General features: G+C 40.6%; 9 protein-coding genes, 1 tRNA gene and 1 pseudogene. 4 read left to right on the top strand and 7 right to left on the bottom strand.

Annotation, left to right across the window (positions count from 1 at the left end; genetic code table 11):
* Positions 1–478: 478 nt before the first annotated feature.
* Together F8R90_RS29935 and F8R90_RS29930 are read left to right on the top strand one after the other, a co-directional pair.
* A complete protein-coding gene (locus F8R90_RS29935) occupies positions 479–1,276 on the top strand; it encodes a WecB/TagA/CpsF family glycosyltransferase (protein WP_190900654.1) in 798 nt (265 codons plus the stop codon).
* A 260-nt stretch (positions 1,277–1,536) separates the two neighbouring features.
* Positions 1,537–1,608 (top strand) — tRNA-Gln (locus F8R90_RS29930).
* Between the two features lie 89 nt (positions 1,609–1,697).
* Here the strand turns inward: F8R90_RS29930 and F8R90_RS29925 are convergent.
* Complete coding sequence (locus F8R90_RS29925) at positions 1,698–2,177, bottom strand: hypothetical protein (protein WP_190900656.1); 480 nt, start codon at positions 2,175–2,177, stop codon at positions 1,698–1,700.
* A 239-nt stretch (positions 2,178–2,416) separates the two neighbouring features.
* On the opposite strand from F8R90_RS29925, the gene F8R90_RS29920 reads away from it, so the two are divergent.
* The gene (locus F8R90_RS29920; protein ID WP_196513667.1) at positions 2,417–3,715 is read left to right on the top strand and encodes a hypothetical protein; all 1,299 of its coding nucleotides are present in this window, start codon (positions 2,417–2,419) and stop codon (positions 3,713–3,715) included.
* A gap of 90 nt (positions 3,716–3,805) precedes the next feature.
* Here the strand turns inward: F8R90_RS29920 and F8R90_RS29915 are convergent, their stop codons facing one another.
* The 6 genes and pseudogenes from F8R90_RS29915 to F8R90_RS29890 all read right to left on the bottom strand — a co-directional run.
* A complete protein-coding gene (locus F8R90_RS29915; protein WP_196513666.1) occupies positions 3,806–4,951 on the bottom strand; it encodes a SpoIID/LytB domain-containing protein in 1,146 nt (381 codons plus the stop codon).
* Between the two features lie 329 nt (positions 4,952–5,280).
* Positions 5,281–7,494: a GumC family protein gene (locus tag F8R90_RS29910; protein WP_196513665.1), complete on the bottom strand. Its 2,214-nt coding sequence runs from the start codon at positions 7,492–7,494 to the stop codon at positions 5,281–5,283.
* 577 nt (positions 7,495–8,071) lie between these two features.
* Positions 8,072–9,031, bottom strand: a complete 960-nt coding sequence (locus F8R90_RS29905) for a ribonuclease Z (protein ID WP_190900663.1) — start codon at positions 9,029–9,031, stop codon at positions 8,072–8,074.
* Between the two features lie 491 nt (positions 9,032–9,522).
* Complete coding sequence (locus tag F8R90_RS29900; protein WP_196513664.1) at positions 9,523–10,701, bottom strand: hybrid sensor histidine kinase/response regulator; 1,179 nt, start codon at positions 10,699–10,701, stop codon at positions 9,523–9,525.
* 308 nt (positions 10,702–11,009) lie between these two features.
* Entirely contained in the window at positions 11,010–11,249 is a 240-nt protein-coding gene (locus tag F8R90_RS33225) for a hypothetical protein (RefSeq protein WP_230967110.1), read from the bottom strand.
* A gap of 818 nt (positions 11,250–12,067) precedes the next feature.
* A pseudogene (locus F8R90_RS29890) lies at positions 12,068–12,310 on the bottom strand (transposase); the annotation flags it as partial.
* A gap of 63 nt (positions 12,311–12,373) precedes the next feature.
* Between F8R90_RS29890 and F8R90_RS29885 the strand changes: the two are divergent.
* The coding region (locus F8R90_RS29885) for an IS630 transposase-related protein (protein ID WP_230967108.1) at positions 12,374–12,659 on the top strand (286 nt) is incomplete at its 3' end.

The raw sequence follows: 12,659 nt of genomic DNA, 5'->3' as shown, positions 1-12,659 counted from the left end.
ATAATAAGATAAGAAAATATTATTATTTATTTTTTAAAATCTACTAATTTGAATTAAATCTCTTAAGCGCATACTTACGTATCAAAATTGGTAGACTGAGTGTCTGATGTTTCGCTTTTATGCGTAACTAAGTTACGTTATAAATGTTACTCATTTAAATGCATGTCTATAGGAATTTCTCGCAATTGTAATGCTTGCATGAACAAATCAAAAATTAATTATGAAGTAAGTATGAATTTTGTCAAACAGCGTCTAAAACCCCTAGCTTAAAACAGTAAGCTAGGACACAGCAGCAAATAATTCTAATATTACCGATTAAGTCAAAAGTATCTTAAGAAGGCAATTGCATCTCCATGTGTTAACTTCCAACGATGACACAAGCCTACAAAAAGTCAGGAGTCATCCAATCTGAATTTTCCAATATTCGGAATGGTCTAGGTAATCTTATGGATTTTTTTCTTGGACACAGGAGTTATTGATGGTGGCAAGAGTGCTTCTACCTACTAAAAAAGTACTGGATTTTCCTATTACTGCTTTACGCTTTGATGACCAAGTACAAACAATACTGAAGTGGGCAAGGAGGCGTGAGAGTAAAACTGTATACGTAGCCAATGTACACATGCTCATTGAAGCTCATTGGAATCCAGAATTTGCCACCGTATTACGAAATGCAGATATAGTTACTCCTGATGGTATGCCTCTAGTATGGATGATGCGGAAAATGGGAGCGCTTTACCAAGACCGTGTGGCAGGGATGGATATTTTCCTAGCCTTGTGTCAGCTAACTCAAACACAAAATCTTAGTATTTTCTTTTTAGGTTCCCAAACAGAAATTCTTTCTAGGATGCGAAAAAGGTTAGAGCAAGAATTTCCGCAGATGAAGATTGCGGCGATGGAACCTCTACCCTTTCGTCCACTCACTGAAACTGAAGACGAAGCTTTAGTTCAAAAGATTAATTCTAGTGGTGCCAGCGCCGTCTTAGTGTCTCTGGGATGTCCCAAACAAGAAAATTGGATCGCTCAACATAAGGGTAAAATACAAGCTGTAATGATTGGACTGGGTGGAGTTTTCCCAGTTTATGCAGGAATTCATAAGCGGGCACCCCGCATAGTTCGAGACTTAGGACTTGAATGGCTGTATCGATGGATTCAAGAACCGCGCCGGCTTTGCGGTCGCTATGCTAAAACCATTCCACTCTTTATATGGCTGGCTACAAAGCAACTACTATCATCAAGTCGTATTGCAGCTGTCTTCCTTCAACAAACTGGGGATTAAAGAAAAGGAATATGTGTTCTGTTCTATAGAACATTGCAGAATTTTGTAACCCTCTTTCATCACTATCGGATCAATTAATGTGGGTTCGACGATACAGCCAACCAAGATTCAAGGGTTCAGCCAAAAGTAATGAAAAAGTCTAAGTGCAATCATTCCGATCAATCAATGTCCTGCTATAAAAACCCGTTATTTGAAATAAAATATTAAAGTACTTGACATTAACCCATGACTAACTGCTATATTAAGTAGAGTAAATTCGTTGGGGCGTAGCCAAGTGGTAAGGCAGCGGGTTTTGGTCCCGCCATCCCTAGGTTCGAATCCTAGCGCCCCAGTAAAAAGAAAGACAGGCTGTTATACCTGTCTTTTAAAGTATCTAATTACATTTTTAATATGCGTCTCAATGCATCCGGTTGTGTAAACGTTACTTGTCAGGAGATTTGAGAGCTTGATCCAGAGTCTGCCGAGCCTGTTCTGCTTTAGATCGCGCTTCCTGATAACGCACATTAGCTTGGGCGAAATTTTTGAGAACTTTAAAACCTTCCTTGAGCCGAGTAATTTCCTCTTCTGTCACCGACTCATCGGTGAATAGAACATCAACCGCTTTGCGAATTTCCAATGCTTCAGATCGTGACTCTTGAACCTTCAGCTTGAGCGTGGCTAGGTTACTCAGAACCTGGACAGCTTGTGTAATGGTATCCTCACCGCTAGCAGTATCAATCGTTGACTCTTTAACCTCAATTAATTGTTGAGGCCCAAATCCTTCTTCCAGTTCCGTGGGTAGCTTACCTGCATCCATCAGTTCCATCAGCTGATCCATTGCTTTATCACGGGCTTTGGCTGAATCTTTTCCAGAAACAGTAAGGATAATTTCTGGGCTTTGAGCGAGAGTGTACTGAACCATATTTGAGCAGAAAATTTGCTGATTAACCAAGCTGAGGGAAACAATTATAACATGCTGCGTGTCGGGTAATTTCTTGGTTTATAGACTTGAGCTTCAAAGTATGGACTGACAATGGCTTTCATCGGTACGAATTTCTATTTTTATTGATTTCATGCTTTATCCCTACCTTTGCCAAGTCGCTCAAAATAAAACTTTATACTTAAGAAAAGGGAAATAAGTTTCAACAGGAGGGGAGAGCAATGGCTCCCAGTCCCACCATCATGCAAGCTGTGGAAAAACTGGGCTACCGTGTCACCGTTGGTGATGTGGCAACTCAGGCAGGATTGAACGTCGCTGAAGCTAATCAAAGCTTGTTAGCCCTGGCATCTGATGCTGGGGGGCATTTGCAGGTAGCGGATTCAGGTGATATAGTTTTCCTTTTTCCACAAAATTTCCGAGCAATTTTACGTAAGAAATACTTCCAGTTACGATTGCAGGAATGGTGGAAAAAGGTCTGGAGTGTTCTGTTTTACCTGATTCGTATTTCTTTTGGAATTTTCTTAACTGTTTCCATCGCCCTGATAACTGTTACCATCTTCATTATCATTACCGCTGCGAATTCAGACCGTGACGGCGACAATCAGGGTAGTAATTCTGGCGGTGGGGGGTTCTTCTATTTTCCAAATTTATTTTGGTATCTTAGCCCAAATTATGACACCCACTATCAGGAACGGCGACGTGGCAGCCGGGAAGAAAGCAATCTGAATTTCTTTGAAGCTGTGTTTTCGTTTTTGTTTGGCGATGGTAATCCTAATGCCAACTTAGAAGAACGTCGCTGGCAAGAAATTGCTACAGTGATTCGGAGTAACCGTGGTGCAGTGGTAGCAGAACAAATTGCTCCATATTTGGATGACATTGGCGAGGGATATACAAGAGAGTACGAAGATTATATGCTGCCCGTTCTGACGCGATTTAATGGGCAACCAACGGTAAGCCCAGAAGGGCAAATTGTTTATTACTTCCCAGAGTTGCAGGTGAGTGCTGTTAAAAAGCGCCGTCATGCAATATCAGCTTACTTGGAGGAATTTCCCTGGCGTTTTAGTGCTGCAAATTCTGGGCAAATTATGCTGAGTGCTGGGTTGGGTATACTAAATTTTGTTGGTGCTTTAGTACTGGGAAGTTTGTTGAGAGATGGCACAGTTGCCGCTCAATTAGGTGGAGTTGTAGCTTTTGTTCAAGGAATTTATTGGCTGCTATTGGCTTATGGAGTAGGTTTCTTAGGCATACCGTTATTGCGTTATTTCTGGATTCGGTGGCGTAATCGCAAAATAGGCGATCGCAACCGCGATCGCCTTTCCAGATCAAGACTATTGACAAGTCCTGATGCACCTTTGCAACAAAAAATCGACTATGCCCAACAATTTGCCACAGAAAAAGTCATTGGCAACGAAGATTTAGTGTATTCCAGCGAAACTGACTTACTCGACCAAGAAGTTGAGCGTTCTGAACAAATTGATGCTGAATGGCAACGGCGCTTGGAACGTGGGAGTGGGGAATAGAGTTAAGAGTTGAGAGTGAGGAGTGAATAATTAAGATTTATCTAAAACTCCTAACTTGTAACACCTAACTCCTAACTCCTAACTTTCTTCTTACTTCGCCTGAATTGGTGTTAAGGCTACACCCTGATAATAATGCCCTAAAATTTGCAAATGGTTCACTCCTTGCCGAGCCAGATTGTACGCCCCCCACTGACTCATGCCCAAACCATGACCGAAGCCAAGCCCTTGCAGCACAAAACTACCATCCGCTCCCTTGGTAACGCTAAAGCGGGTACTTTTTAGCTTCAGCGCTGTCCGCACTTCCTCACGCTGTAGCACCTTCGTACCCTTGTTACCGACAATTTTCAAGACTTTAACACTGCGAAAAGGCGAGAATGTTTCTGGAATCATCGCCGTCACACTGCCAACTTCAGGGAATTTAGCGCTAATCTCACTGGAAGAGAAGGTTTTTACCCAATTACACGCGCTGATATTTTGATCATAATCTTGAACAGCCCGCAGGTACGGCAAGGCATTTCCCCAAACGTCTTCTACGTTTTCCGTGTGTCCTCCAGAACAAGCGTGGAAAACTGAGAGAATAATTTTGTTTTTATAAGTTAGTACTTGCCCTGCTGTTTCATCCACTGCTTTGTAAGTAGCAGGAGATTCACTGATTACACCTTTGTAAATTTGCCAGCGATCGGGGGTATTGCCTAAGTCATAAATGGGATTATTCCGCTGTTTTTCTCGTTCGTAGAGAGCGTAGGTGCGAGCTGCGATCGCCTGGGCTTTTAGTGCTTCTTGGGGCCAGCTAGCATTCATTTCGCCACCGAGAACGCTGTAGAGATACTCTTGGTCATCAACCCAGTTAACAGCGGTTAAGCCTTTTTCTGTGGGGACAACCAGAGTTCTACCCCGATACCAGCGATCGCCAATATAAACGAATCCTTTACCTGTTGGCTCAATCCAAAATAAACCAGACTGCCACTTATCTAAAGCCACACCGCCAGGAACAGCTTGGGCATAATATGCACTCATCGCCGGCAACTGTCCCAGAGTCCGGCCGGTACTATCCTTAATGACTCCAGTAGTGGAACTGCCCACTTTTACCTGATTAACTCCCTTCTCAATTGCCACGCGCAGGATTACAGATGCTTGAGCGGGAGCAACCAAAGCTATCCACAAGAAGACACTGACCCACCAATGACGTACTTTAATCTGGGAAAATAAAGAGCCTAAGTAAAGTTGGAATTTCATGCTGATCATCTAATCACACTAGTATCTAATTGACGCTCTAGACTATGGCGTCTACTACTTAAGATGAGACACTTCTCCAACGCAGGAGGTTGCCACCTCCTATTAATTATGCATTTTGCTTTAGCTATAAGGTAGAAATCAGTTAATCTTGACAGTTGCTCTTGGCAAAAGTTTCTACCTGTGGTACAAGCAATCGCGCATACCAGTAGTTCTCACCCGTGCTTTATTCTACAAATAACAGTGCGATCGCATTTAAAAACCGTCCAAAAGATAACGCGGTAAAGTGGGGACACGGAGAGTTTCAAGAGGGTCGCCGCGTCTTCTTCGGTCTACGATGCCAATACCTTTTGAGAATTGCTCACTTCATTAGCGATAATTCCAATTAAATTCAACTTACTCAAAATTTCTGTTGCTTGAGTTAGTTCAGTTCGGGTGACTTTACCCATGCGCTCTACCATCACAATACCATTGCAAAAAGATGCCACAATCCTGGCATCAACCGTGCCTAAAATAGCTGGAGCATCTATTAGTACTAGGTCATAACTTTGCTCGAACAACTCTATTAGTTCTTTCATCCGTTGAGAACTGAGCAACTTCACCGTGTCTTCTGGTTCCGGTCCAGCAGTCAAAATATCAATGGAGGGGTGAATGGGCTGGATGTAATCTTGAAAATGAGTAGTCGTCTCATCAACTAATAACAGAGATAGTCCCCAGTCGTTGGATAGTTCCAGAATTTTATGCAGGCTAGGATTATGTAGATTAGCATCAATTACTAATACCCGTCGATGCATCCGAGTAGCACTAGCCACAAGCCCTAATACTAAGGTTGTCTTCCCTTCTCCTGGTAGTGCTGAAGTAAACATCAGCGACTTGAAGGGTAAGGGATATTTTAATATTTGAATATTTTGGTAGATCATATCCAAGGTTTCATGGATAGGCAATTTAGTACTGGCTTCTATTACAGAGGGTTCTGAGCTTCGCCGCCCATTCCAAGGCAGGCCCAGCCGCCGCTTTTTGACACCACGCGATGGTAGTTTTGGCACTGACCCCAATAAACGTAGGTTCGTCAGTTTCTTTAAATCTCCCGCACAATAAATAGCGTCATTAAACGTTTCCAAAATCAGGGCTGCTAAGATACCTAAAATCGGCCCAATTACCGCTCCTCCAACCAAAAGTAATAATCTGTTGCTCCCCATATAAGTACCCAGAGCAGGTTCTGTCAAAATTTGCCAGTTATATCCTTCCTGAGCAATTTTAAGTCCCAAAGACTGTTGCGCCTGGAGTAGTTGTTCAAGGGTTTTATGACTAGTTTCTACCTTTGGCAGCAGACGGTTATACTCTGCTATTAAACTTGGGTATTTGTTTAGCTCAGAGCGAAGTCGCTGTTCTGACTCGGCTAGATTCTTTTCATTGGCAGTTAGTCCTAAAACAGTTGTCTGCACCAGAATTAACTCGTCTACTAGCTTTGGCTCAACCCCTACCATTTGAGTTTTGAAGAGCGGTTCTCCCTTACTGCCAGTAGTAATAGCTTTCACTTCTTGTCGTAATAACGACAGTTGACTTTGGCGTTGCTGTTTTAGTTTTTGTACCGATGGATAATCATCTGTATAGCGCAGCCGCTCCTTAGCCAAGGCTAGTTCAGTTTTTTGAATTTCACTCAATAGTGTTTGATAGCGGCTTGACTGATTTAAACGGGAAGAAATTAGTGCATTCTGCTGGGATGAGGAGGCTATTTGTTGCTCTAGATTATCGTAGCGAACGTTTACATCTTGAAGGTGGGCACGAGTGGTTTGTAGCTGTTTTTGAATATCGGCTAAAGATTCTAGCAGGATTTTACTTTGGACTTCGGGATCGAGTAATTTATGTTTCTTGCGAAACTGTTCCAAATTCTTATCAGCTTTATCCACCTCTTTTTTTATCTCAGGTAGGCGAGCGTTGACAAAAGCCAGTCCCTGATTTAGGCGTTCTTTTTGTTGCTCTTTGTTGTAGCTTTTATAGACTTTCTGTAGAGCTTGAAGTACTCTTTGTGTTTTGACTGGATCGTCATCATTGAAGGAAACTTTAAATAATTGACTAAAAACTTTATTAGTTCCTATGCCACCCTCTTCTGGAGCCACTTCTAGAGATGCTTTTTTATTCTGTTCTGTTTGACCATTAATATCCTCTAAGGTAATATCAGGATAATCAGAATGAAGTAAATCTACGGCTTTCTGAAGTAACTTAGAACTCAGCATGAGTTTAATCTGAGTAGTGGAATCAACAATTTGAGAATTAGGATCGCTAACCTTGATGTCTGCTCTTTGTTGGATATTATTTGACTGTGTGCCTTCAGATAAATTGGAATTTACCAATATCTGCATATTGCTCTGGTAAGTAGGTTTGGCAATGAAAGCTAGGAGGCTAGCAGCTGACATAACTACACAGGAAACCCCCAAGATCAGCAAACGTCGGCGAAGCAAAATAGTAGATAGTTGTCTGATGTCAACTGCGCCTTGTGCTGAAGTAGTAACCTGTTGCTCTTGGTTCAGACTAGTCTTAGCCACTATCAAACTCCTTTAATATCGAAACACTATATTTATTTGGAAGATTTATGAGAAATGTAAAATGTTTTTTACACCTATAACCGCAATAGCATACTTAATTATTCTTCCGGCAATGACAAGCTCACTTGGCATAATATTATGCCAACTATTACTTTCATGTTCATCAATTCATGCATATAAATTCTTAATCAGTGTTGCGAGAATAAAATTTTAATAAATATTTTATTTAAGGAAGGAAAATCTTGACGAAAAATTAATGATTTTTCCTAAATATTTAAGTAGAAAAATCTCTGATTTATAATATTACTATAGTATTAAAGTTATTTTGAGAACTTGTAATATAAAAAACACGTTGAGAAAAATATTTAAACCATACTGTTTTTATATTATTGATACACTTAGTGAACCGTAAATTATTGGTTAACTAGTTAACTTACTCATCAAACTAAACTGCTATCTATTTGCTGGGCATTATAAGTTCGACTACCAAACTCCAAAATAGAGCCTGGTTAATTTTAGATTCTAGATTAGAAAGGTTCGATAGGAAATCTAAAATCTAAAATCTAAAATTTAAAATTTAAACGCTTACCTTGGTTAACTCTACTTCCCGCCGCCTGGGTACTTCATGAATCATGAAATCATAAGCCATGTCAGTACGGGGAAAAATAGCACGGGCTTCCTTGAGGAGATCCTTCAATTCCAACGTATTTCCGGGAGCATAGCGGGGACTGAAATGACTCATAATCAGTCTATGCGCCCCAGCCGCTAAAGCTGTTTGTGCTGCCATTGTGGTTGTGGAATGCAACCGCTGAAAAGCCATGTCTGCATCTTGATGAGCAAAGGTTGCTTCGTGAATTAATACATCTGTATCATGAGCTAATTCCACTGCACCATCACAATAAATTGTGTCTGTACAATAGGCAATCTTTCGACCAATTTCTGTAGGGCCGCATAATTGAGTGCCATCAATCACCCGTCCGTCAGCAAGGGTCACTGTTTCACCACGCTTGAGTTGACCATAAATGCGACCAGGAGGGATTTGCAAGGCCTTGGCTTTTTCCACATCAAAGCGTCCTGTCCGGTCTTTTTCGGCTACGCGGTAGCCGAAAGCTGTAATGCGGTGATGCAAATTACCGCAGCTAACAGTGAAGTCATCATCTTCATAAATCACCCCTGGACGGATGGCATGGACTTTAATGGGGTAGGAAAAGTGTGTGTAGGAGTAACGGGAGGCGGCTTGAATGTAATCATTTAATCCAGGTGGGCCATATATATCAATTCGTTCCACGTTGCCAGCCAAGCCGCAAGTAGCAAGAAGTCCCATCAAGCCAAAGATGTGGTCGCCATGCATATGAGTGATAAAAATTCGGGAAAGTTGACTGATTTTCAGTTCACTCCGCATAATTTGATGCTGGGTGCCTTCGCCACAGTCGAATAACCATAGTTCTGCCCTTTGGGGTAATCTCAGGGCGACACTGGAAACATTGCGCGATCGCGTGGGTACACCGGAACTCGTGCCTAAGAATGTTATCTGCACAGCGTTCTTTAGTCTTCCTATTGCTCAATTTGCAGCTCTATTTTCTATAGTGACACGGTTAATGAGCAAAATACTTTTAAAGGGAAGTTGCCTTTTTGAATCCATCACCCAACAAGGATTAGTTGAAAAATGGTGTTTAACAGAGTACAATCACCTGATTGTCTATCTTATTACCAGCTTTTTTAGCTCAACTTTATCCAAAATAAGCAACTAAATAAATCTTAAGTAGTAGCATGGCAAGACTAAAATGGTGTTAGAGCTAATGACTCTTATAGCGTTTTAGACCTAAAAATTTATAAATATAAAGGACAAATTTAGTCTTGCCATACGATGGGGTATTTTAAGCATTATAATCATGGTTTTTGTTAAATATTATATTGAAATATAGGACTAACACACCTGATATATTAGGATTGAATGATTTATTTTTTGATAGTCACTAAATCAACAAAATTCTCTAATAAATAGTAACAATTACTTGAGCCGCATAGTCATTGCAGTGGCAAAGTTACAATTACTGTTGTGCCAACACCCTGCTCACTTTCTAATTGAATATGACCACCATGTAGCTCCACACATTTCTTAACTATCGTGAGTCCCAGTCCTGTTCCCTGAATTACACCCACATTACTGGCACGATAGAAGGTTTGAAACAGACGAGTTTGGTCTTTGAAGGGAATGCCCATGCCCTGATCTTTTACCAGAAAAGTGGCGAAGTGATCTTTACAAATCAAATCAAACCAGATAGTGCCATTTTCAGGGGAGTATTTGATAGCATTGGAGATCAAATTGGTAAAGATACAATTTAATAGGTCTTCATCCATTTGGGCTTGGGTGGATTCCCCTTGAAAAGTAAAGATAATACTGTGCTGACTACCTGCATTGAGTTGCAGAATATCTGTGAGTTCCGTACAGAAATTTTCTAAATCCACAAGTGTAGGTTTGTATTCGAGTTTAGCTGCTTCAGTTTTACTCAAGAACAATATCTCATCCAATAGATGGAGCATCTGATTGATAGCATTTTGAATTCGAGCAAAGTATTTAGTTCTCCGCTCATAAGTTAGTTTTTCGCTGTTATATTCAAGGATATCTACAGCCGTCCGAATCGTGGTCATGGGGGTGCGGAACTCGTGGGAAACCATTGCTACAAAATTCGACTTTAACTCGTTGAGTTCCTGTTCTTTTACCAGCGCCTGACGGGTGCGTTCTTCACTATCCCGTAGTTGGTTGAGAATTTCACTCCTTTCAATGGCATAGCGAATGGCACGGACTAACCGTTGTATCGTTATTTGATCTTTAACGAGATAGTCTTGTGCGCCTTCTGCTAATGCTTGCATTGCTAAATCTTCATCATCAAGCCCTGTTAACACCACAACCGGGATATCAGATACTGCTGCCCGAAATTTTTTCAAGGTATCTAGTCCAATAGAGTCTGGGAGGCTGAGGTCTAACAAAACCAAGTCAAATCTCGGTTGCCTTTGACTCTCTATCTGAAAATCATCAAGGTTAGGCGCAGAGTTTTCCCTGGTAGCATCTATTGCTTGAGATAGCCGTTCAACATGTAACATCTGCCATTGTTCTTGATCTGCATGAAAAAATATCCGGCGTAGCAAATGGGCATCGCTGGGGCTATCTTCTACTAATAGAATGTGAATTATGAGCTTTTCCATAGTACAGGGTTATATCAATTTGTTAGATAATCACCTGATTTCCCATTTGTTGAACAGGGTTTAATTCTCTGCTGTTTTTAGCAACAATTTAAATTCCCAACCCCATTACTTTCGTGGTAATGTTACTGCTATCAGCCAGAAATCTTAGATCAAATGCACAATCTGAATAAACTGGTAGACATCAATAGTTTTTGTTACATAGCAATTAGCACTGAGATTATAAGAACGTAGTATAGACTGTTCATTATTTTAGGTAGTAATTATAACAATAGGAATACAGTTAAAATTCGGTTCTAATTTGATTTTTGTTAACACTTAGCGCCCATTCCTGGGAGATTCAGGTCGAGTAAGATTAAATCTGGACGGGGAACATTAGTGAATTCTTGTTGCTCCCGTAAATAGTTCATAGCACTTTCAGTATCTTCAACCCGGTGTAAGTTGTTGGAAATTTGGGCATTTAAAAGGCTTTTGATGTTTAGGTTAGCATCACTAGAAGAGCCTTCAACTAGCAAAACTTCAATGGGTCGCAATGCTTGATTAAGAAACATGCAGTTCTTAGGAAGTTATTAGGCAGGTGTAATGTACATATATTCAAAGATACCTTAGTTTGCGTTGAAGGTAACATAAAGTACTGTTCCTATGACTGTTTTAGACTCAGCCTAGATCCGATCCCCATGCCCTCGACAATTTTTTTACAAATAGCTAGACCTATGTATCAGCAATTTCTCAACGAGAATGAAAACGGTGGAAAACTTTAAAAATCTGCTCATGTCATGTAATTGAGCCACAAACTACGGTAACCTATACATGAAGTAATTGTTTGATTCGATGGCAGTATCTTACTCAGACTTAGAGCATTTGCGTCGGTCGCGCCATTCAGGTTGGTTAGCAAAGGAAGGTTCTTAATGGCAAGTGACGCAAAGCTCAAGGTTCAAGGTCAGCTTGTCGTTTCTACGAAAACTGCTGTGTCATTATCGTGAAAGTGGACAAATTGAACCTACATTCCGCACCTGAAACTGTCACAAAAGAAATGATAGGGAATTTGGGAGCTAGTTTTTGATTCAAAACCAAAGTCATAAGGGATGGAAAGTTAAAAATCAAGCTGGAGTTGGGAAAAAGAAGGATAGTTATAAAAAATACTGCATGAAAAAGTAGAGTTACTGAAAATAGAGTGAGTAACTCAAAAAAGTTGATAAAAGGAAAGCTTGAGTAAAATGACAATGTGCAGGTGCAATAAAGAAGAATCTAAGTGTAGCGATGATAAATCCACTCCAGATTTTTTTACTGCTGCTAACGCTATCAAAGTGAAGATTCCACTTAATCCTTTTAAATATAATTGGTCTAATACTCTTCCTAGGGCGTGTCATCAGTTAAGCCAAATCACAGTAGCAGCGAGGTAAATTGCACCGAGAAAATTGGCCTTGCGTTTGTCATAATGGGTGGCAATCGCTCTGTACTGCTTGAGTCTGGCAAAAAAGTTCTCAATTAAATGCCGGGCTTTGTACAGGTCTTTGTCATAATCACGCACAGTGGTGCGGTTGCACTTCGACGGAATCACGGCAGTTTTACCTTGAGCCTCAAGAACCTCGCTCACGCGCGCATCCGCATCGTAACCTTTACAGCACTTGCGTCTATTATGAGGTACACTAGATTAAAATATAAATACTTTTAAATGAAGTCATATTCTGTCGATCTACGAGAAAAAATAGTTGCAGCACATCTTGAGAAAAACATCTCAATCAGGAAAGTAGCTAACATATTTTCCGTGTCAAAGAGTTTAGTGCAAAAGCTGGTAAAACAACAAAAACTTGAAGGAGATTTACAATATAAGCCGCGAGGAAAGCCGCAATTTAGTCATTTAACAAATGCAGATATAGAGTTGAGAGAATTAGTTGAATCATATCCAGATGCAACATTAATAGAGTTGTGTGAATTATTTGCAGACAAGACTGGCAATT

The sequence above is a fragment of the Nostoc sp. NZL genome (genome assembly GCF_015714705.1).
GTDB classification, from domain to species: domain Bacteria; phylum Cyanobacteriota; class Cyanobacteriia; order Cyanobacteriales; family Nostocaceae; genus Nostoc; species Nostoc foliaceum_A.
Note: the sequence above shows the minus strand (reverse complement) of the source record. Positions and strands in the feature narration are given on the sequence as shown.